Origin of the sequence: Paenibacillus sp. p3-SID1389 (genome assembly GCF_025151705.1) — a bacterium.
Taxonomy (GTDB): Bacteria; Bacillota; Bacilli; order Paenibacillales; family Paenibacillaceae; genus Fontibacillus; species Fontibacillus phoenicis.
On the sequence record NZ_JALXVO010000002.1, the window covers coordinates 107,335 to 125,326 of the forward strand.

19 protein-coding genes and 5 tRNA genes are annotated in these 17,992 nt (G+C 54.0%); 2 read left to right on the plus strand and 22 right to left on the minus strand.

Going from position 1 to position 17,992, the window contains the following annotated elements; translation table 11 throughout:
• Nucleotides 1-18 precede the first annotated feature (18 nt).
• From M3G15_RS01390 to M3G15_RS01465, 16 genes are all read right to left on the minus strand, one after another.
• Nucleotides 19-1,053 (minus strand): FecCD family ABC transporter permease, encoded by a 1,035-nt coding sequence (locus tag M3G15_RS01390; RefSeq protein WP_009226018.1) that lies wholly within the window; start codon nt 1,051-1,053, stop codon nt 19-21.
• A complete protein-coding gene (locus tag M3G15_RS01395) occupies nt 1,050-2,087 on the minus strand; it encodes a FecCD family ABC transporter permease (RefSeq protein ID WP_260069857.1) in 1,038 nt (345 codons plus the stop codon). The genes M3G15_RS01390 and M3G15_RS01395 overlap by 4 nt, the downstream gene beginning before the upstream one ends.
• A gap of 122 nt (nt 2,088-2,209) precedes the next feature.
• Nucleotides 2,210-3,856, minus strand: coding sequence for a DUF6382 domain-containing protein (locus tag M3G15_RS01400; protein WP_260069858.1), 1,647 nt, complete (start codon nt 3,854-3,856; stop codon nt 2,210-2,212).
• A gap of 20 nt (nt 3,857-3,876) precedes the next feature.
• Complete coding sequence (locus tag M3G15_RS01405) at nt 3,877-4,380, minus strand: A24 family peptidase (RefSeq protein ID WP_009226015.1); 504 nt, start codon at nt 4,378-4,380, stop codon at nt 3,877-3,879.
• Nucleotides 4,381-4,399: 19 nt separating this feature from the next.
• Entirely contained in the window at nt 4,400-5,476 is a 1,077-nt protein-coding gene (locus M3G15_RS01410) for a pilus assembly protein (protein WP_260069859.1), read from the minus strand.
• On the minus strand, nt 5,445-7,658 hold the full coding sequence (locus M3G15_RS01415) for a hypothetical protein (RefSeq protein WP_260069860.1): 2,214 nt from the start codon (nt 7,656-7,658) through the stop codon (nt 5,445-5,447). Before M3G15_RS01415 ends, M3G15_RS01410 begins: the two co-directional genes overlap by 32 nt.
• A 22-nt stretch (nt 7,659-7,680) precedes the next feature.
• Nucleotides 7,681-8,343, minus strand: coding sequence for a TadE/TadG family type IV pilus assembly protein (locus M3G15_RS01420; protein WP_260069861.1), 663 nt, complete (start codon nt 8,341-8,343; stop codon nt 7,681-7,683).
• 2 nt (nt 8,344-8,345) lie between these two features.
• The gene (locus tag M3G15_RS01425) at nt 8,346-8,540 is read right to left on the minus strand and encodes a Flp1 family type IVb pilin (protein WP_009226011.1); all 195 of its coding nucleotides are present in this window, start codon (nt 8,538-8,540) and stop codon (nt 8,346-8,348) included.
• 22 nt (nt 8,541-8,562) lie between these two features.
• The gene (locus tag M3G15_RS01430; protein ID WP_260069862.1) at nt 8,563-9,438 is read right to left on the minus strand and encodes a type II secretion system F family protein; all 876 of its coding nucleotides are present in this window, start codon (nt 9,436-9,438) and stop codon (nt 8,563-8,565) included.
• A gap of 15 nt (nt 9,439-9,453) precedes the next feature.
• Entirely contained in the window at nt 9,454-10,266 is an 813-nt protein-coding gene (locus M3G15_RS01435; protein WP_009225755.1) for a type II secretion system F family protein, read from the minus strand.
• A gap of 24 nt (nt 10,267-10,290) precedes the next feature.
• Complete coding sequence (locus M3G15_RS01440; RefSeq protein ID WP_260069909.1) at nt 10,291-11,511, minus strand: TadA family conjugal transfer-associated ATPase; 1,221 nt, start codon at nt 11,509-11,511, stop codon at nt 10,291-10,293.
• Complete coding sequence (locus M3G15_RS01445) at nt 11,480-12,697, minus strand: nucleotide-binding protein (protein WP_260069863.1); 1,218 nt, start codon at nt 12,695-12,697, stop codon at nt 11,480-11,482. Before M3G15_RS01445 ends, M3G15_RS01440 begins: the two co-directional genes overlap by 32 nt.
• A gap of 133 nt (nt 12,698-12,830) precedes the next feature.
• Nucleotides 12,831-13,256, minus strand: coding sequence for a thiol-disulfide oxidoreductase DCC family protein (locus M3G15_RS01450; RefSeq protein ID WP_009226483.1), 426 nt, complete (start codon nt 13,254-13,256; stop codon nt 12,831-12,833).
• Between the two features lie 114 nt (nt 13,257-13,370).
• Complete coding sequence (locus tag M3G15_RS01455; protein WP_260069864.1) at nt 13,371-13,646, minus strand: hypothetical protein; 276 nt, start codon at nt 13,644-13,646, stop codon at nt 13,371-13,373.
• Between the two features lie 242 nt (nt 13,647-13,888).
• Nucleotides 13,889-13,971 (minus strand) — tRNA-Leu (locus M3G15_RS01460).
• A gap of 68 nt (nt 13,972-14,039) precedes the next feature.
• Nucleotides 14,040-14,357 (minus strand): helix-turn-helix domain-containing protein, encoded by a 318-nt coding sequence (locus M3G15_RS01465; protein WP_050769818.1) that lies wholly within the window; start codon nt 14,355-14,357, stop codon nt 14,040-14,042.
• Nucleotides 14,358-14,587: 230 nt separating this feature from the next.
• Here M3G15_RS01465 and M3G15_RS01470 point away from each other — a divergent pair, with 230 nt between their 5' ends.
• A complete protein-coding gene (locus M3G15_RS01470) occupies nt 14,588-15,220 on the plus strand; it encodes a nitrogen regulation protein NR(II) (RefSeq protein ID WP_009226480.1) in 633 nt (210 codons plus the stop codon).
• A 19-nt stretch (nt 15,221-15,239) separates the two neighbouring features.
• Here M3G15_RS01470 and M3G15_RS01475 read toward each other — a convergent pair whose 3' ends face one another.
• Nucleotides 15,240-15,980 carry an AzlC family ABC transporter permease gene (locus M3G15_RS01475; RefSeq protein WP_009226479.1) on the minus strand — a complete coding sequence of 247 codons (741 nt, stop codon included), beginning with the start codon at nt 15,978-15,980 and terminating at the stop codon, nt 15,240-15,242.
• A gap of 38 nt (nt 15,981-16,018) precedes the next feature.
• Nucleotides 16,019-16,339, minus strand: a complete 321-nt coding sequence (locus M3G15_RS01480) for an AzlD domain-containing protein (RefSeq protein WP_036646274.1) — start codon at nt 16,337-16,339, stop codon at nt 16,019-16,021.
• 98 nt (nt 16,340-16,437) lie between these two features.
• Here M3G15_RS01480 and M3G15_RS01485 point away from each other — a divergent pair, with 98 nt between their 5' ends.
• The gene (locus M3G15_RS01485; RefSeq protein ID WP_260069865.1) at nt 16,438-17,289 is read left to right on the plus strand and encodes a Cof-type HAD-IIB family hydrolase; all 852 of its coding nucleotides are present in this window, start codon (nt 16,438-16,440) and stop codon (nt 17,287-17,289) included.
• A gap of 70 nt (nt 17,290-17,359) precedes the next feature.
• Here the strand turns inward: M3G15_RS01485 and M3G15_RS01490 are convergent.
• The 4 genes from M3G15_RS01490 to M3G15_RS01505 form a co-directional block, all read right to left on the minus strand.
• Nucleotides 17,360-17,442: transfer RNA gene (locus M3G15_RS01490), tRNA-Leu, on the minus strand.
• Between the two features lie 30 nt (nt 17,443-17,472).
• Nucleotides 17,473-17,547, minus strand: a tRNA-Glu gene (locus tag M3G15_RS01495).
• 161 nt (nt 17,548-17,708) lie between these two features.
• A tRNA-Ser gene (locus M3G15_RS01500) sits at nt 17,709-17,797 on the minus strand.
• 7 nt (nt 17,798-17,804) lie between these two features.
• Nucleotides 17,805-17,880 (minus strand) — tRNA-Asn (locus M3G15_RS01505).
• Nucleotides 17,881-17,992: the final 112 nt, after the last annotated feature.

The following is a 17,992-nucleotide window of genomic DNA, read 5'->3' on the forward strand; positions in this document are numbered from 1 at the left end:
CTTGCTTCTCTCTATCTATTACACTCGAGACTTCGTTAACAAGTACAAGAAATACGGTGCACCGATGATCGCCACCACAATCCCCGTCGGGATCTCGGCCGGCTGCAGGACCCATCGGCCCAGCGTGTCGCCCAGGATCACTAGCAAGCCGCCGGCCAGCGCGGAGGCCGGGAGCAAATACTCATGCTTGGGCCCGACCAATCGGCGGGCCAAGTGCGGCGCAATCAGCCCAACGAAGGAGATACCGCCGCCCACCGCAACGCAGGAGCCGGTCAAGCCAACCGCAGCCGCCAGGAGGCCCAATCGGGAGCGCTCCAGCGAAGTGCCAAGGCCTGTTGCAGTTTGATCCCCCAGGTTAAGCACATTCAGCGCGCGGGACTTCAAGAACACGTAGGGCAGCAACACGATCAGCCAAGGCAGCAGCGCCAGCACGTACTTCCAAGACGTCCCCCAGATGCTGCCAACCAACCAGATCTGCAGCATCTGGAAGTTCTCGGGACGCAGCCGCAGCTGCAGCACGATCATCGCCGCGTTGATGCCAGCGGCTACCGCGATCCCGACCAGCACCATCCGAATCGGGAGCAACCCGTAATTTTTTTTGAAAGAGAGCACGTAAATTAATGTGGCTGCCCCGGCCGATCCGAGGAAAGCCAAGACCGGCATCAAATAGACGGGCGCACTGGCCGTCGTCGGATAAAAAGAAATAAACAGCGTTACCGCCAGGCCGGCTCCGGCATTAATCCCCAGCACGCCGGGATCGGCCAGCGGGTTCCGGGAAATCCCTTGGAAGATACAGCCCGCAACCGCCATGCCCATCCCGATGAGCACGGAAATGACGATCCGCGGCAACCGGAATTCGTAGAGAATCAGCTCTTGTTTGTCCGTCCCCATTCCAAACAAAGTCTTAAATACATCCATTGGCGACAGCCGGATATACCCGGTGTTCATGCTAAAAATGAACACCGCAATGATCAGTATCGCAAATACGGTCATTACGATATAAGCTTTGCGGGCTTTTTGCCGCAAATGCAAAGGAGCTTCGATCCGGTTCATTCCAATCCCCCCTTCTGCTTCATCGCAAGGTAGAGGAAGAACGGTACCCCAATGACAGCGATGAGCGCGCCAATCGGCGTTTCATGCGGCGGATGAACCAGTCGTGCCAAAATATCCGCAAACACCATCAGCAAGCTGCCAAGCAGCGCTGAGGAAGGGATAACCCAGCGGTAATCCACGCCAACGAGAAAACGGGCGACGTGCGGAACCATCAGGCCCACAAAGCCGATCGCGCCAACGATTGAAACTGCGCTGCCGGCAAGGATCAAGACGATGATCATGCCAAGCACCTTGATTAAGCCGGTTCTTTGACCCAAACCGGTTGCCACCTCTTCGCCAAGGCTCAGCAGGGTAATGGATCTTGACAGCAGCAAGGCGCAAAGCAAACCTGCGAATACCCAGGGCGAAACCATCTTGATTTGCAACCAGTTGGCACCAGCAATCGCACCGGCGTACCAGAAGGCAAGATCCTGTCCAATCTTAAAATAGATGGCGATGCCTTCGCTGATCGCGGTCAGCAGCATGCTGACAGCCGCGCCTGCCAAGGTCAGCCGGACCGGGGACAGGCCTCCTTTGGTCAAAGAGCCGATGCCAAATACGAGCCCAGCGCCCAGACCAGCCCCGATAAACGAGTACAGCATGGTCAGCAGGAACGGAGTTCCCGGCATCAATGCGAAGCAAATAGCCAGCGCCAGGCCGGCCCCGGAGTTAAGCCCCAGCAAGCCCGAATCGGCCATCGGGTTGCGGGTCATCCCCTGCATAATCGCACCGGCTACCGCAAGCGCCGCACCGATCAAAGCAGCGGCTAAGGCGCGCGGGAGACGCAGCTCCATAATAATTTGATGCTGGGTTTGTTCCGCTTGAAAGTGGAACAACGCATCCCAGACGGTCGCGAGTTTAATATCCGCCGCCCCGACGGAAATCGAGAGGCTGATCGCAAATAGCAGCAACGCCGCGCCGCCGATCAGAATCAACGTTGCCGCCAAGGGACGGGAGCGCAAGCGAGGCTTAGAAGATTGGGTTAATGCAGACATGTCGAGAACCATCCTTTAATCAATTTTCCAGTAAGCCGTGTATGTAAGTTGTAATTGAGAATAATTCTCGTTCATTATACCTGCTTTTCCGGTGAGAATCTACGGTCATTTCAAATTTGAGTTCAGGCCGCTTCCACTCCAAACTTAAACCTCGTTTCCGCCAACACGAACACGTCATCAGCTTGCAAAGGATATTCTTTATAGGGTGCCACATTTTCCCCGTTGAGGTAGGTTCCATTGGTTGAACCGAGATCCTTTAAGGTACAGCCGTGCGAAGTCACCAAGATCTCCACATGGGCACGGGAGACACCAGAAGTATTCTCTACGTATTGCGCAATGTCTTCGGAGCGGCCAATCACAAAGCTGCCCGGCGTCAGTGGAATTCGCTCCGCCGCACCGCCGAAAGACTCGTACCGCTCCAAGTAATAGCGCGGAACGCGTTCACGGGCCGGGCTGTCCTGTCCTGCCAGGCCGGTCCGGCTCAGCAGAACCGTAGGCGGCGATAACCTCGCTTCGGATTCCGGCTCAGGCATGGCGGAACCGGAGGGCTCCATCATCATGTCCGGAAGGCCTAGCCGGGGCACAAACGACTCCATCGAGGCCTCCGCCGCAGAACCCGAACGTTCCGACATTGCGGCATTTCTGCCGAAGAATGATGAGCCAAAATGCCGTTCGTCCGTGAAGTCCAACGAATGCGAAGTTCCGAGCGGCCCGGAGGCCACCTCGTGATCAACTTCCGCCTCTTCTTCCTCCAAGCTGGCGGAACTGCTGCAAAACTTACGCCATAACACTACCCCCGCCGCCCCTAACAATACGGTAAGCATAGCGCCAAGCGCTAACCCCAATGTTCCGGGACGATCGAGATAGAGAAACTTCCAACCTAAAGCATCGACCAGAATGAGACCTAGTACAAGGTAGGTTGGTTTAATTCGCGTCTCTCCCGTTGCCTCCGCGTCATCGAGACCTGGCCAAGCTTCCCTTATTGAACTTACATCAGTTGCATTATGGGCATTCGATGCAGCGGCCCCGGCCCATTTTCCCGATTCGGCCTGATCCCCAATAGGAACATATTCCTTAACGACGGCAGAACGGGGGGACGAAAGTGGTGATGACGTTGCCAATCTTGGAGACGGATCGTTGAGAATAGATTTCCTCTCCCCAACCCGCTCACCGCCCATGGACTTGGCGTCCGGCTCCTCCGACAATAAATTGAGCAGCATTTTTTTTAGTTCTCCCAATGAAAAAAGCTCATCTCCGCATAATCGGACCAACTGCGGGATTCCATCCCCCTCGACCCGGGAGACACAGGTCAGCATCCGGGTTATCAGCGATAGCAGCGACTGAGACAGCGGGGGTTCGGGCGGCGCTTCCTTCCAAGGGATATATGTAAAATACATGGCCCCGCTGGACAACGGCTCCTCCACAAAAATATACGTCTCATCCAATAAAAAACCGGATGGAGACAGCATATACCTCTTGCTGTCCTCCAGTACAGCAACCACCTGGAGCAGTAAACCGTAAAACTCCGGCATACTGATCTTGTCGCTGCGAAGGCACTGGGAAAGCATTCTTTTTCCGGTGATATCATAATGCAGGCTGATTTGATAATCGATTTCACGGATATCAAGCCGCAGCAGATTTGGTACGGTTACCGCGGCCAGCATGGAGCGTTGAACGCGGTTCAAATCTTCCGGCCTCAGCCCCTCCTGCGTCTGCAGGATCATGTAGGTACCGCCGTCCCGGACAAAATCAGTAATCAGCTCCGGCATGTTCCATCCCTCCCCATACGTTACATATAGTAAATCGCCAGTAGTGCTCCCGGCACCACAGCCAGCATAAACGGAAACTGAAGTTGGTGTTTGGCGACTGCCTGGATGGGGGCTGGGCTGCGCAGCATCGCCGCTCCAAGGAGGCTGCCGGCAATCCGGCGCAGACGATGCCCGGTTTCCCGGCGCCAAATCAAGAGGATCAGACCGATGCACCCGGCGGCCAATATCGAATACATCATCGTCGATAAAGTTAAAGCGATGCCCGTCCAGGCCCCAATTCCTGCAAACAGCTTGACATCGCCGCCTCCGACCGCACGAAGCAAATACAGCGCAAACATCAGCCCAAACCCGGTGGCCGCCCCGGCCGCTGAAAACCAGGCGCCTTTCCACCCGTCCGTTAACAGGTGATAAGACAGTCCGGTGAAAATGCCCGTAACCGTAATCACGTTAGGAATTTTCATCGTTCTTAAATCCGTTACGAAGGCTGCAAGCAACATCAGCAAACAACCCCAAATCTCAATCATCCGTTCCTCACTCCTTTTCCTATTGCGAACGCGGGCTTACCACCTCGAACGTGGCCGTCGTACGTATGCCTTCCTCCGTTTCAATCACGAAACTCCACGTCCCCGGCGTGGTGTTTCCTCCGACCAGCCAAGTCCAGCTGATTTGGCCTTGGTCATCCGCCGTCGCCTCACCCAAATATTTCGCTTGGCTGACCCCGCTTTTGTAATACACGGTCAGCTTGGCGGTTGACCCCGGAGCAACCTGAGCCAGAACCGTCGCTCGGTGTCCGGCGTACGCCGGGTCGGGCTTAGCGATCACGACCGCCGCTTGACCCGTTTGATCTTCACCGCTTCCAGCTCCGGGATCCAGCTCCCCGGTGTCGCCGATCCACAACCGCTCCTCCGCCCTTGTCTGCAGCACCAGTTGCCGGCCGATAAGCGGTACCTTTAAAGGCAGCTCATAGCTTAACTCGAGGCCAAAGTAAGGTTGCTTCCCCGTCTTCAAATCCGGAACCGTAACGCGGGTGACATGCAGACGTTCTTCTTCCAGCAGGGTGCCACGAAGAAAAGGGCGCAGCATCGGCTTGACCAACGGGTCCAATACGGCCTCGGACACTTTCGTTTTAAGCTCCTGCAGCGGTTCGTCACCTTTAAGTGCAGCATCCATTACCCATGTCGACAGCGGCTCCGGCAAGTTGGACGCATATTGCTTCGCCCATTCCTCCAGGGACAGGGACGGGATCTTCCAGGAAAACGGACCGCTTTCCGTTGTAATCTCTGGGACATCGGATCCCCCAGCCGAAGAAACTCCTGAGTTCTCATCACCCGGCTTTGCGGCTGGAGCTTGCACCTCTTGTCCCTCACTATGCTGAGCCTGGACTGCGAGCGCTACCGGATAAATATGAGCAGAGATCTGTTTCACAGCATTTGCTGCGGTCAGATGCAGTTGTCCGTAAAGCAGCGTCATATGGACGAGAAAAACAAACCAGAATACAACCAGCACAAACACCGGAGCGACTAGGGCGGCTTCCAGAGTGATGCTTCCTTCCGAAAATCTCTTCCGGAAGCGGCGCGACATCGTTCCCTTAATATGAAAAATCCGCTTGCTTGGCCACATAATACTGGCTTCCTTCCACATGACCTTTCAATATGCCGACTTTCCCCAGCGCTTTGCTTACTCCCGGCAAAAACCATAACGGCATCGCCACGGTTACCTTCCCTTGGACATATGTGGACCGTTCCGCCGGATCCACCCCGGTATTAAGCGCGATCACGGCCAGCATCCGCGACAATCGTTGTTCGCTCCGGCCATGGAGCAGCAGAAATAATCTGAGATAATCCCGGTAGGTCAGATCGACCTTCAGATAGTCGCTTAATTGAATCTTTCCGTCCCGGGTTAAAGAAATCATGTCCTGCAGCGCATGTTGCGCTCCGTACAGCAAGGCCGCAGCAAAAACCAGCAGCGGATTGCCTTTTGCCGCATTTTTCACTAAGCCCTCCATCGTCCGAATGGCCAGCCGCATGGCAAAAATCTCCCCGAACGCAGCCGCGATATTCCCCGCCGGATTATGCACGCCGTACAGAATATACTCGACCTCTTGACTTTCCGGTGCCAGCTGTCTGCGGATCACTTCCAGCGGGTCCGTTTGGCCTTTGCCCTCAAACAGACCGTTTAAGACACTGACATCGAGGAAGTGAAAATAACTCGCAACGTATTCCATTTGATAAACGGAATCCGACATGCCGCCCATCAGGCCCGCCAGCCCGCCATAAATGTTGTCCATAACCCCCATAGAGGCGCGCCCTGCCTCGCTTGGATCATCGTTTACGCTCGTAGACCCAGCCTCCTCGCCAGCCACGGAACGGTTCAACGAACGGTTCGCTTCCATCTTCGCCTTCAGCTGATCGAATTTCGCTTGATGTTCACTTAATCCGTTTTTGAGCTGTTCGATCTTGCGGATCCAACTGGCTGCATCCTTCAGTGTTGCACTTGCCGCCTGCTCTGTGGCCTTCCGCTCCTTGTCAGAGGACCGATGGGCATCCAATCTCCATGCACTCGCTTCTAAAACATTGCTTGAGCCGGAAGTAACGAATTGACGCAGATAGGCATCACTTACTCTGACAGCACTATTCACTCTCGAAGAGAAAGAGCTGGGCGGAGTTGTGGCGGATAATACGGAGCCGCTTTGCGCCAGCAGCGCGCTTCCCACGCTCCGGAGTTCAGCGAATGCCGCGGTCTGCCGATCCATATCTGAGGCTAGGCCGGCGAATAACTCATCGGACAGCAGCAACGAATCGGCTTGAGCCCGGATCTCGGTGATTGCCGCTCCCTCGCCAACCGGATCCGAGCTGCCGCTGCGGGTGCTCGTTCCGACGGATACTTCGTTATAGGCCGCTTGTTCCGGGCGATTTTCCGCCTCCGCGATCGTTTGCCGCATCTGCTCATTGATCCGCCGCGCTTCATCGAGCAGCGACTTCGCCTGCGGCAGGTACGATGCATGCCTCTGCTCTGCAGTACGCAAAGCGCGATCCAATGCAGCAAACAACCCGCTGGTTGCAGAACGGTAGCGGCTGATTTCCGCTGTATACATCCGATCCTCCGGCTCCAGGCCCTCATCCGCCTCAACTTGGCTCACAAATTCAGGATATTCGGCTGTGGCATCGGCCAACGTGGAGAGACTGCCGCTCCCGCCGCCTCCCGACAGCACCTTCGCATAAGACTCCACCGTCTTGGCGGCTTGGCGCTGCAGCTCCAAGAGCTCATCAAGCTTGGCCTCCCGCTGGTCGTAAAGCTTCTGCAACTTCCCCAGCAAATCTACCGTATTAGAGGCTTCCTTCATCACTCCGGCCATCGGTTTAAAGCGATTAAGCAGCTCGATGGTAACGTCGATGGGCGCCCGATACTTCATTTGCTCGCGAATTTGCTGCTCGAACACCGGGTAAGTCCCGATTGGATGCATGAAGCTGGCGGTGGAGGAATCCAGCCTTGCGTTTAGCAAAGGGAACCCGTCCGTTTGCCGGACCAGCTCAAATTGGTCTTGAAGCACCTTCGACATGATGTAATTCCCGTCCGTTTGCCCGTATGCAAATATGCCGTACCGTTCAGCCAACTCGCGATCATATGCGGACAGGACGGATCTCGAAGCCGCATGCGCCAAGGTCTCCACCTGTGCTTGCAAAGCGAACATGCGGGCGAAATCGATAAACAGGGCGACAAACGCAAACACCGCGGCAAAAATTACGATAAAAAATACCGTAACCGCCCCTTGCTCCGAGCGATTCCGTGAAAACACCGACATCTCCGCCTCCTTCTCCTTCCGGTTATTTTCCAAACCGTATCAACGCTTCCTGCGCTTCCTGCTTGTCCATTCCTCCTGCACCTTTGCCGCTTCGGAACTTCTCGCCATAATATCGCGCAAGCTCAACGGTCCGAATCCATTCCGTCGGCTCGACCACATAAGACTCCGCGCGGCTGCGCTGATGGATATCGTCAATCCAAGCCTCCAACGGAGCCAGCGGGACGAACCGATCCAGCGCAACACTTACCTTGCGCAGCAGCAGCCGGTTGTCATAGCGCATCTCCCCGTCGATGCCTTCAGGCAGCCTGGCCCCTGTCCGATTCAGCTTCTTCAGCGGAAGCGACTGAGCCTCTCCATCACCTGCATCCGCAGGCAATGCCAGCTTCACTGCCCTGTCGCCGCCGTCCCCGCCAAAAATCGCCTGCAGCAACCCGTCATCCCCCAGGCGCCAGTAGAGGGAGTCGTACTTCCCATCGGCATAGGCTCCGGTTAAGCCGTCCCGGTAGCTGTTATCCCAGGTATAAGCGGTTCGCTCCGCCGCAACGATGGCAGCCTGCCCCAACAACGCCTGTTGGTAAAGGTAAAGACAGAAGAACAGAAGGATCAGCACCGTGTAAAAAATCAACGGAAGCACCAAAGAAGCTTCAACCGTAAAGACCCCGCGTTGATCCTGCCACAGCTTCATTCTTAAGTCTCGTCCATGAAGTTTTCCGTTTTCGTCTTGGCTTTATCGAGCAAGCTCTCAATAATCGCCTTCAACTGTTTGCGGAAGATCGCAGCGATAATAACGATCACCGCGATAATCAAGATCATTTCCAGCATTCCAAGCCCCTCTTCATTACGCCAAAAACTTCTCATCTCTTTGCGAATTGCCGTTAACATGTTTTCTCCTCCTCTGTGTGCATTACAAATTCATAATCATAAAGGCCGGTGCCCCAACCAAAATCAGTACTGCCATAAACAGCAGCACCATCGGAAACACCAGCTTGGACGAGGCTTGCTCGCCCAGCGTTCTGCCGACGGCTTTGCGTTTCTCCCACAATGAATGGGACAAGTCTCGCAGGGCCAGGGCAAAATCCTCCCCGCCGCGGCGGTAATTTAACAGAACTGCCGTCGTAAAAGCCGACACCTCCTGAATGCCGCAGCGTTTGCTGAATCCTTCCATCGCCTGCTGAAATGAATCCCCCCCTTCCCATTCCTTCTGCATCTGCAGCAGCTCCCGGTATAAGGGATGTCCGATTTGCTCCCGCTTGCGCTCAAGGCATAACTTCATCGCCTGCTGGACGGTTGACCCAGCACCTACCAGCAGCACGATTTTGTTCAGCAGCTCCGGCAGCTCCAGCAGGACAGCCTGTTCCCGCCGCTGAACCTTGCGATGAAGGTCATTGAGCAGCGCCATCGGCACCAACACAGCGAACAGGACGCCGATCCCTAAGCCGGCAGGGGCGTCGCTCAGCAACGTCATCAGACACCCGAACAGGAGACAAATGTAACTGTACGTGAGCGCCTCCGATAGCCAGAGCAGCGTCATTTCGCGGCTGCGCCGGCTGCCGCCGATTTTCTGCACGGCACGCTGAACTTTAAAGAAGAAGCCGGGAAATCGCTGAGATACCTTGATCCGCTCCAAAAGCAGCAACATTGGCGGCGAGAGGCGAACAAGCTTTAATCCTTCCAGATGCAAATCCAGATCTCCCCGGTAGAGGAAGCGAGATTTCTGGTAAGCATATAGCCAGCCTCCGCTTAATACGAACAGCAGCAATCCCGAAACCACAAGGTACAATCAGCCAACGCCCCTTTATACTCGAATATCGATGATCTTTAACATCAGCCAGGCGCAGATTGCATATAACAGCAACGCCACACCTGAGATCAGCAACCCAGCGCCATGATGCAGCGGGCGCATATAATCCGGGGAAGTGAATTGCATAAAGAGTAAGAACAAGACCGGTGCCGCCAGCATCGCTTTCGCTTCAAAACGTTTCTGGGCGATCATTACGCTGATTTCCTGTGTGATCTCCAGCTTCTCACCGATCAAGTTCGATGTCCGCCGGATCACTTCCACCAGATCTCCACCGGAACGCTTGCAGGTCGTAAACACATCGGCAAAGTTGTCGATATCCTCCATTGCCGCACGTCGGCTGAAATCCAGCAGCGCCTCCTCGATCGGCTGACCGTAATCCATCCGGGCGCAAATGATCGCAAGCTCTCGCATGACATCATTATCCCCGTCTGGATACAGCAGCCTTAGATCGTCGATCGCCTCGCGAAAACCGTTCTCCACCGAGCGGCCAGCGGCCAATGAGGAGGACAGCGAATACAACGCTTGCTTAAAATGCAGGCTCAGGTTCTCCCTTCTCCGGCGCAGCAGGTAACCGCTCCAATACTTCGGCGTGTATAAGCCGCCTAACGAAAGCAGCAATGCCAACGGGAGAGCATGGAAGAAAATATAGCCTAATGCAACGAAAGCTGCTCCTCCAACCAGCGTGCAGATGACCTTCTGTCGCGGAGACAAAGGATACACCCGATAGTCCGCAAGACTTGCTGGGTCTGCCGTCGGTTTCAGCCCGGACTTCCGACGCTGCAAACCGGATCCTGCTTTCAGCAACAAACCGCATCCTCTCCTTCCTGTGCATTAATCAACTGGTAATCCCGACATACGCAGCTTGTCCGTATGGATTAACTTTGCGCCGCTGCTTTGCAAGTGACCCACGATTCGGCCGTTCTGCTCCCCTTCTTCCTGGAACGTAAACAGCGGCTGAAGCACCACCTCCCCGTCCCTCAGACCAACAACCTCGGAGATTTCCGTCACTCGGCGTGAACGGTCGCGCAACCGCGACAAATGAACAAAAACATCGATCGACGAAGCGATCTGTTGACGAACAACCGGAAGCGGTAATTCGGCTCCGCTCAGCACCATCGTCTCCAGCCTGCTGATCATATCCGCTGTGCTGTTGGCATGCCCAGTCGAAAGAGAGCCATCATGGCCGGTATTCATCGCCTGCAGCATATCCAGCGCTTCCGCCCCGCGCACCTCACCGACGATAATCCGGTTGGGCCGCATACGCAGCGAGGATCGGATCAGCTCGCGCACGGTAATTTCGCCTTTCCCTTCCGTATTCGCATTTCGGGTTTCGAGCGAGACGAGATTAGGGACCGTAACGATTTGCAGCTCGGCGGAATCCTCGATCGTAATCACCCGCTCATCGGATGGGATGAACTGGGACAGGGCGTTTAAAAACGTCGTTTTCCCCGAGCCTGTTCCGCCGCTGATAAAGATGTTGTATTTGCTTCGCACGAGCCGTTGCAGCAGCTCTGCCGCTTCCTCACTCAGGGAGCCAATCGCAACCAACTGCTCCATGGTCAACGGCCGTTCCGGGAATTTGCGAATCGTCATCGTTGGGCCCTTTAAAGCGATGGGTGGCAGCACGATATTTACCCGCGACCCGTCCCGCAGGCGTGCATCAACGATGGGCGACGATTCGTTCACTACCCGGTTAACGCCGGATACAATCATCTGGATAATGTCCTCCAAGCGCTCCCGAGACTCGAAGCGGACGGGAATCCGCTGGACCTGCCCCTCCCGTTCAACGAAGATTTCCTCATGGCTGTTGATCATTATTTCTGTGACGCTGCGATCCTCAACCAGGGGTTGAAGGACATCCAGCCCGCGAAACGAATCGTACAGCCTGCGCACCCATTTGCGCTTCTCAGCCGCCGTCGCCCCGCTTAATCTCCGGTCCTCCAACACGCGCCGCTCAATATAATCCATCAGCTGGTCATCGTTCAGAACGGAGGTGACATCCAGCCCCTGGCGAATTTCATTACGCAGGGCCGTGAAGTCCGCTTCCTCCATCATGGATCCCTCCCGCATCAGCGAATGACGGTTCCTCGCCCTGGAGCTCGCGGCAAAGCCGAATCATATCGCGTTGATACAGCGGCGAATGCAGCAATTCCCCTTGGCGGCTGCCCTGACTCCAGGCCGGAATATACGATAACGTGGCCTTTAATTTCATCTCCGGCCGCGGCAAATCAGTCAACTGCTTGCCTGTATGCCGATTCAGCGTAAAGCGAGTTTTCTTCAGAAGCGACCGGTAAAAATCCGGCCGAGTTCGTTCCAGATGGTTCAGCCATCCCCCGGTTTTACGCATCACTCCCCAGTCATCCGTAACGATCCAAACGACGCGGTCCGCCCGCTCCAGCACCGCTTCCGTACGGCCATCCGGAAAGGAGTCCATATCCACGATCACCGAATCGTACAAGCCGCTGCCGGCGATGTACTCGATTAACTCCATCGTATCTTTGCGCTCCATTTCCAGCAGCTCATTCAGATTATCCGGCGGAGCCAGCGTATCCCCTTGCAGTACGGGATGCCTGTAGGCATACGCGGAGATCGGATAACGGGGCGGTTCCCGCCGATCCTCCGCGGCCTTCAAGTCGTACAGCAGCCGGGCTAAGCCAGGCTTCTCTTCCTTTGAGCTCTGCCCGGCAAACGGAGGTTCACTGCCAATCGTCTCCAGGTTCAGGTAAAACACCTTTCCCCCTTCAGTCGCCAGCTGTCGGGCTAAATGCAGGGCCACCGTTGTCTTGCCGCAGCCCCCTACGGTCGAATAAACCCCAATGACCAAAGGCTTCCCGCCGATGCGCACCTCCTTGCCCGAGCCTCCCTGAACGAGCTCGCTCACCGCAGAAAGCAGCTGATGCAACGATTGATACTTGTCGACGCGTAAGCTACCGGAATGCTGTGATCCGCCGCCTTCACCCAGTTCAATGAAGTAAAGCCCGGGGCGCTTCATGGCTTCCGCCGCCTCAAGGAATGCCGGGTCACCCAACACCGCATCGATCTCTCCGCCGGATTCCAGCATATATTGGGCAAACGCCTCCTTCCGGCTAAACGCGATCACCACCAAACGCCGATCGAACTCGCTCGCATGTACATACTGTAAAAATGGTTCGATATACTCCTCCTCTTGCACGGCCAGCACCAATTTGATTGGAATCTTAATCCCCTCCTTCAAGGAAAACGAGAACAAAAAAAGCACCGCCCAATAACCCGATTCAACAATCGAGTAATGGACGGTGCTACCGTTCCGTTTCTATATTCCTAAATTTTACAGTAAGAATATCACAATTATGGATGATAGACAAGAGCTTTTTCATAGTTTCCGTTTAACCCTACCCATCCTCCAAAAACCGCTCCTTCAGCTCCCGGGTCGGCACGAGGCAGGTTTCGTCCTTCCCAAACCAACGGTAACGATGTTTGGCGATGAATTGATAGACTGCATCCCGAAGCCCCTTCGGGACGACGATCAGCGCGTACAGCAGGGGCCAGGGGTACCGTAAGCCTCTAGCAATGCGCAGAGCCGCATCTGAGCGGATATAATAGGTTCCGCGTTCAATCAACACGACGCTGTCCAATGATTCCTCATGCGCTCCTGCAGCTTGCAGCAGCCGGCTCCCGGCCTGTGACTGCAAAGAGGCAAAGCGGAACCGCCCAGCCGGGTCACGCTTAATGATAAACTTGACCGCTCCCTGGCATAAATGGCAGACGCCGTCAAATAAGATCACATGCTCATTCCGTTCATCCGGTTGACCTGACATGCTCTTGGCCCCCTCTCCTGTTTGCGGGTAACGCAAATCTCATCTATAGAAGATATGAAAAAAGCACGGGACATTTCCCGTGCTTGCTGTCGCCAGCTGGCCATAGCGTTCTTACTAGGACGTAAGCTTGTCGAGCCACTGTCCCTCTACCATCTGACGGTTGATTTCATCCGAAAACTTCTCCATACATCCGCAAATGAAGTCTTTACGGCAGACCGGGCAAGGTGTCTTTTGCAGCCTGCTGACGTTGGTTAACCGCCATTCGGGATTACGGTGGTAAAACACGCGGCACGCCGTACCATCGGCCAGATTCACGATAAACTCGTACAATCCGTCATTTTCGTTGCTGCCGGCCTTGGTTACATTTACAACATTCGGTCTGTAAGCCATGTTATCACCCGTATTATCAAATTTCGTTCCAGAGCGCAGCTCTTTTAGTACTTAGACATATTAATGAATTTTTATCGGCGTGTCAACTTGAAAACCTGCCCAAACGGCCTGATTTGACGCACTTTGCGCAAGATTTTATTAGAATGTGCAAAAAATCACCATCCCATACGCCGCACGCCCACCCCAATCGATGAGAAGCAAAAAAAGAACTTCCCGGATCCCTCCGAGAAGTTCTTCTGTAATGCGGTAGAGAGGACTCGAACCTCCACGGGCGTACGCCCACTACCCCCTCAAGATAGCGTGTCTGCCATTCCACCACTACCGCGCATGTTAAGTCTAGGTTCAGACGAACATGGTTATTATAGCTTCGCAGTATTCAAAAGTAAAGTGGAATTATTTGTCCATCCGGCCGGACTTTCGCCTCCGGTAACGAACAAACTCGATATATTCCCGAACGAAAGCTCGCTCGGCTTCGGTTAACGTGCCGATGAACGAAATCCAGTCTTTATCGGTGGAGATATATTCCGTTCTTTGGTCCTGCACGTATTCCGCCTGTTTCTCTTTTCCAGTCATGAGCCAGTCCAGGCTGACATCGAAGAAAGCAGCGATCTCAATCAATTTATTTGTACTTGGCGTGGACTTTCCCCGCTTCCAATCCCCGAAGTTCCCGGTACTGATCCCCAATTCGAGGCAAAACGCCTTTTTCGTCATTCCGGCGTTTTTGATCAGCAGTTCAATACGTTCGTAGATTGACAACTTCTCTCCAACCTTCCTCAACAGCTTTGATGACGTTTTTAAGTAATTTAAAAGTTGTGAAACGACTTAAATACGTTTATAATAAAGTGAAATGCTGGAACTATGTCTATATCTTAACACAGCGCCGGCAAGTACTTAATAGGTCGGAAGACTGCCCTCAGTTTCATGACAGGAGCGTACCCGCCATGAATGACAATCCCCAATGGAAGGCACCCTATCATTCTTTGAATCAGAGCGTTGCAATCATAGAACCAAATGGAACGATCATCTCTGTCAACCGAACTTGGGCCAACCGAGCCGCCTTTTTGGGCGTTGCTCCGGGCTGGGCACGGCCCGGATTAAATGTTTTTCAGTTTTTTCAGCATGGGCCGCATGATCATACTTATTTTAACCCCCATCTGCTGTTGGAGCAATTTTCGAAAATCTTAAGCGGGGAAACCGAGAGGTTTGAATTTGAATTCAAGGCCCCTACCAAAGATGCTGAGTTATGGTTTCTTGCCGAATTAACCCCATATGCGGAAGAAAACCCCTTTTCGCCTCAAGGCATCGTGATCACCTGTACCAACATCACCCGGCTGAAGCGTCTGCAACTTCAAATCCAGCATGAACTCGCACATATCCGCACGCTCCGGGGACTGCTTCCCATTTGTGCCGTATGTAAGAAGATCAAGGATGAAGACAACATGTGGTGCACCACCGAAGCTTACTTGATCAAGCATACGCACGCGGAATTTACGCACGACATTTGTCCTGATTGCATCCGGGCATTATATCCCAAATATTCCTCAAATCTGGACTTGCCGCCCAAGCAAGAATAATTACACAAAACGCTTAGCATTAGCGAATCGCACGTTCAGCTTTGTCCCGGGCGGCCTTCGAACGCCGTGATAGGATTCGGCTGAGCTGCTGCCCAAGTGTAGCGCCGGCCAAACCTCCGGCGATCAGGCCGATCCCCCCAAGCTGAAGCATCCCTGCCAAAGTGGCGAGCACTGCCCCGCAGCCGGCTGCGGCCAGGAATGGCAAAGTACGCTCGCCCCCGGCAAGCAAGGCGATAAAGAGCGCCGGCAGCGCAAAAGTTAAGACTTCAGCCAGCTCTGCGGTGACGAAACTCCCCAATCCGGTGCCTGCCGCTGTACCGGCAATCCACGATCCATAAATCGCCAGCGCAAAAGTTATATAATAAGAAGGCGAAATGGGCTCCCCTTGGGCTGCCCGGCTGGAAGTGACCGCGAACCCTTCGTCGGTTAGGCCGATCGCTGCCAGCCATTTCGGGGACTCCCGCCATGTCGCCAGGTAAGGCCCCATCGTTGCCCCATAAAGGACATGACGCATGTTTAACAGCAGCAGTGTCGTTACGATCGTCACGGGAGCCGCAGCGGATGCTAACATGCCTAGCAGCATAAACTGGGCCCCTCCCGAGAAGATCCATACCGAACTGAATACGGCCATTCCCCCGGGCAATCCTCCCGCCGCAGCAAGCACACCATAAGTCATGGACAATGGAAAATAAGCCAGCATAATCGGAAACGCATCCCGCAGCGCCTTTTGAATCTCTTCACTTCGTTTCGACCGGTTCATGACTGCTTCCTCTCCCTCTATCTATCTTTCTATCCTGTTTAGCCAATCCAAGCGTGAAAACCAGCATAAAACAGCACGCCGGCGGTTACTGTTAACAGAAGACGGCGTGACCACCAGGCGATGATCATCGTAGGAATAGCGGCAAACAGCATCAGGTTATCCGAGAGCGGAATCCACTTTCCATCTTCGAGCAGCAGCAGCGGCCCGATCAGCGCGCCAAGCACGGCAGGCGACACGTACGCCAGCCATTCCTTCGTAGAATCAGACCATCGGATCCGGCTGCCTAATACCAAGGAACCTGCCCGTAATAAATAGGTTCCTGCTCCAATCAGAACAATTATCCAAAGCTGAGTTGCCACGTTTTGATCTCTCCTTGACCTGAAATGCATTTCATAATTTATACTCATAACCAAAAGATAACCCTCACCAATGATGGAAGGATAGGAGGAAACAAACAATGAAACTGATCGCTGTAGATCTGGACGGAACGCTGCTTACCTCGAACAGCCGCCCGAGCTCCCAAGGCTTGGACGCCATTTCACATGCCGTGGACCAGGGGCATACCGTAACGCTTTGTACCGGTAGAGCAAGCTTTGACGCCAGACATTTAACCGGGGAGCTGTCCATCCCCATTATCGCATCCAATGGCGCGGAGGTTTTCGACCGGGAAGGAAAGCTGCTGCGGGAAACGCCAATTCACCCGGACGCTGCCGCGGAAGCCGTTCGTTATTTGCTGAAACAGGACGTCTATTTCGAAATCTTTTGTCCGGAAGCCATCTATTCCCCTTCAAACGGCGAGCAAAAGCTGCTGGCTGAAATGGATATGCTGGTCAGCGCAAATCCAGAGGTCGATCGGGACCGGTTGTGGGAGAGCGCCAAAATCCAATTCGTTCAATTTGGTTTCAAGGGAATCGACCATCCGCTGCAGCTAATAGAGCAAGAGCGGCCTGTGTATAAGCTTTTGGTGTTTACCTATAACGAAGACAAACTCGACGAAATCACGCAGCATTTTAACGGCCAGCCGCAGGTGCAAACGACCTCCTCTGCCAAGCATATCGTAGAGGTCATCGCGAAGGAAACCGACAAAGGTAACGCTTTGCAATTTCTCGCCGGTCATTTGGGAGTGGATTTGACCAATACCGTCGTGATTGGCGACAGCTACAATGATATATCCATGTTTCAAGTCGCAGGAACCAAAATTGCCATGGGAAATGCCGTAGATGAAATCAAGCGCCTGGCCACATCGGTCACCCGAACCAATGACGAACATGGAGTGGCTTATGCGATTCGTACCTTACTCGAAATCTAGCCCTTGCCTATGCCTTCGGGCATATGAAGAAAGAACCTTGCTAAACGCAAGGTTCTTCACTTTCTTAGGATGCGGTAGAGAGGACTCGAACCTCCACGGGCGTACGCCCACTACCCCCTCAAGATAGCGTGTCTGCCATTCCACCACTACCGCATATGAAATTGATGAATCAAAGAAATAGGATGGTGACCCGTAGGGGATTCGAACCCCTGTTACCTCCGTGAAAGGGAGGTGTCTTAACCCCTTGACCAACGGGCCACAGCTTAATCACCACTAGAAGCGGCGACAAAATTGAGTATAGCAAAAAGATTTTCGGCTTGCAAGCCCTAATTTAACAAAATTCATCCGAGAGTTCTCATCCTTCTTACAACAAAGAGCCTCCGGATCGCCGGAGGCTCTTATCATGATGTATCTCAAAACGGAGAGAGAGGGATTCGAACCCTCGCACCGCTTACGCAGTCTAACCCCTTAGCAGAGGGTCCCCTTATAGCCACTTGGGTATCTCTCCATATAAATGGCTCCCCGAACAGGACTCGAACCTGTGACAACTCGATTAACAGTCGAGTGCTCTACCGACTGAGCTATCGGGGAACGAAATTAGTGAGAACACCATTTAATTTATCACAGTTACGCAGCAAAGTCAAGAATCAAAGCACTTTGTAAGCCCTTCCTTCTTTCTCCTGCCTGGTTTCGCACCGGAACA

What these genes read in the sequence shown, in the direction of transcription:
- M3G15_RS01455 (WP_260069864.1), bottom strand. Translation starts at nt 13,646, where the DNA reads ATGGCTTACAGACCGAATGTTGTAAATGTAACCAAGGCCGGCAGCAAC.
- M3G15_RS01405 (WP_009226015.1), bottom strand. Translation starts at nt 4,380, where the DNA reads ATGATTGAGATTTGGGGTTGTTTGCTGATGTTGCTTGCAGCCTTCGTA.
- M3G15_RS01415 (WP_260069860.1), bottom strand. Translation starts at nt 7,658, where the DNA reads ATGTCGGTGTTTTCACGGAATCGCTCGGAGCAAGGGGCGGTTACGGTA.
- M3G15_RS01450 (WP_009226483.1), bottom strand. Translation starts at nt 13,256, where the DNA reads ATGTCAGGTCAACCGGATGAACGGAATGAGCATGTGATCTTATTTGAC.
- M3G15_RS01400 (WP_260069858.1), bottom strand. Translation starts at nt 3,856, where the DNA reads ATGCCGGAGCTGATTACTGATTTTGTCCGGGACGGCGGTACCTACATG.
- M3G15_RS01440 (WP_260069909.1), bottom strand. Translation starts at nt 11,511, where the DNA reads ATGGAGGAAGCGGACTTCACGGCCCTGCGTAATGAAATTCGCCAGGGG.
- M3G15_RS01465 (WP_050769818.1), bottom strand. Translation starts at nt 14,357, where the DNA reads ATGACGAAAAAGGCGTTTTGCCTCGAATTGGGGATCAGTACCGGGAAC.
- M3G15_RS01475 (WP_009226479.1), bottom strand. Translation starts at nt 15,980, where the DNA reads ATGAACCGGTCGAAACGAAGTGAAGAGATTCAAAAGGCGCTGCGGGAT.
- M3G15_RS01420 (WP_260069861.1), bottom strand. Translation starts at nt 8,343, where the DNA reads ATGAAGCTGTGGCAGGATCAACGCGGGGTCTTTACGGTTGAAGCTTCT.
- M3G15_RS01425 (WP_009226011.1), bottom strand. Translation starts at nt 8,540, where the DNA reads ATGTTAACGGCAATTCGCAAAGAGATGAGAAGTTTTTGGCGTAATGAA.
- M3G15_RS01395 (WP_260069857.1), bottom strand. Translation starts at nt 2,087, where the DNA reads ATGTCTGCATTAACCCAATCTTCTAAGCCTCGCTTGCGCTCCCGTCCC.
- M3G15_RS01470 (WP_009226480.1), top strand. Translation starts at nt 14,588, where the DNA reads ATGAATGACAATCCCCAATGGAAGGCACCCTATCATTCTTTGAATCAG.
- M3G15_RS01410 (WP_260069859.1), bottom strand. Translation starts at nt 5,476, where the DNA reads ATGTGGCCAAGCAAGCGGATTTTTCATATTAAGGGAACGATGTCGCGC.
- M3G15_RS01485 (WP_260069865.1), top strand. Translation starts at nt 16,438, where the DNA reads ATGAAACTGATCGCTGTAGATCTGGACGGAACGCTGCTTACCTCGAAC.
- M3G15_RS01390 (WP_009226018.1), bottom strand. Translation starts at nt 1,053, where the DNA reads ATGAACCGGATCGAAGCTCCTTTGCATTTGCGGCAAAAAGCCCGCAAA.